Origin of the sequence: uncultured Streptococcus sp. (genome assembly GCF_901875575.1) — a bacterium.
Lineage (GTDB): Bacteria > Bacillota > Bacilli > Lactobacillales > Streptococcaceae > Streptococcus.
This window is the reverse complement of record NZ_CABFMF010000072.1, coordinates 1-519: the sequence shown is the minus strand read 5'-3', so window position 1 is coordinate 519 and position 519 is coordinate 1. Positions and strand designations below refer to the sequence as shown.

1 protein-coding gene is annotated in these 519 nt (G+C 34.1%); it reads right to left on the bottom strand.

The window, feature by feature from the left end; genetic code table 11:
• A partial coding sequence (locus QZ114_RS08975; protein ID WP_295502416.1) for a PTS transporter subunit EIIC occupies window positions 1-519 on the bottom strand: 519 nt, incomplete at both ends.

Below are 519 nucleotides of genomic sequence, written 5' to 3'. Positions count from 1 at the left end.
GAATGCAATTCCAATTGCACCATACAAAGATCCAGTTAAACCTTGCAATGGAACTTGAATAACAGAATAAATCATTTCAATAAATGTTCCGCCATTAGTCAATGACTTCGCTAAAATATATACAATCATAGAAGATAAGAAAATTACAAATGCTGGAATCATTGCTTCAAACTGTTTGGCAATAGCTTGTGGAACTTGTTCTGGCATCTTAATAACAATTTTTCTCTTTATAAAGAAGGTATAAATACTTCCTACTACCAAACCTATAATGATAGCACCGATAATTCCTTGACCTCCAAACCAAACTTTACTAATAGCGTCCCCAATCACCTCACCTTGTTTAGGGATATAAGATGATCTTAGCAAAATAAAGAATGCAGATACATATAGAACTCCAGCTGGTAAAGCCTCTACTCCACTATTCTTAGCATAAGAATAGGCAATTGAAAAACAAGAAATTAGACCCATAATAGCAAAAGTTCCTGAATATACTTGCATAAACGGCTCTGTCCAATTAGC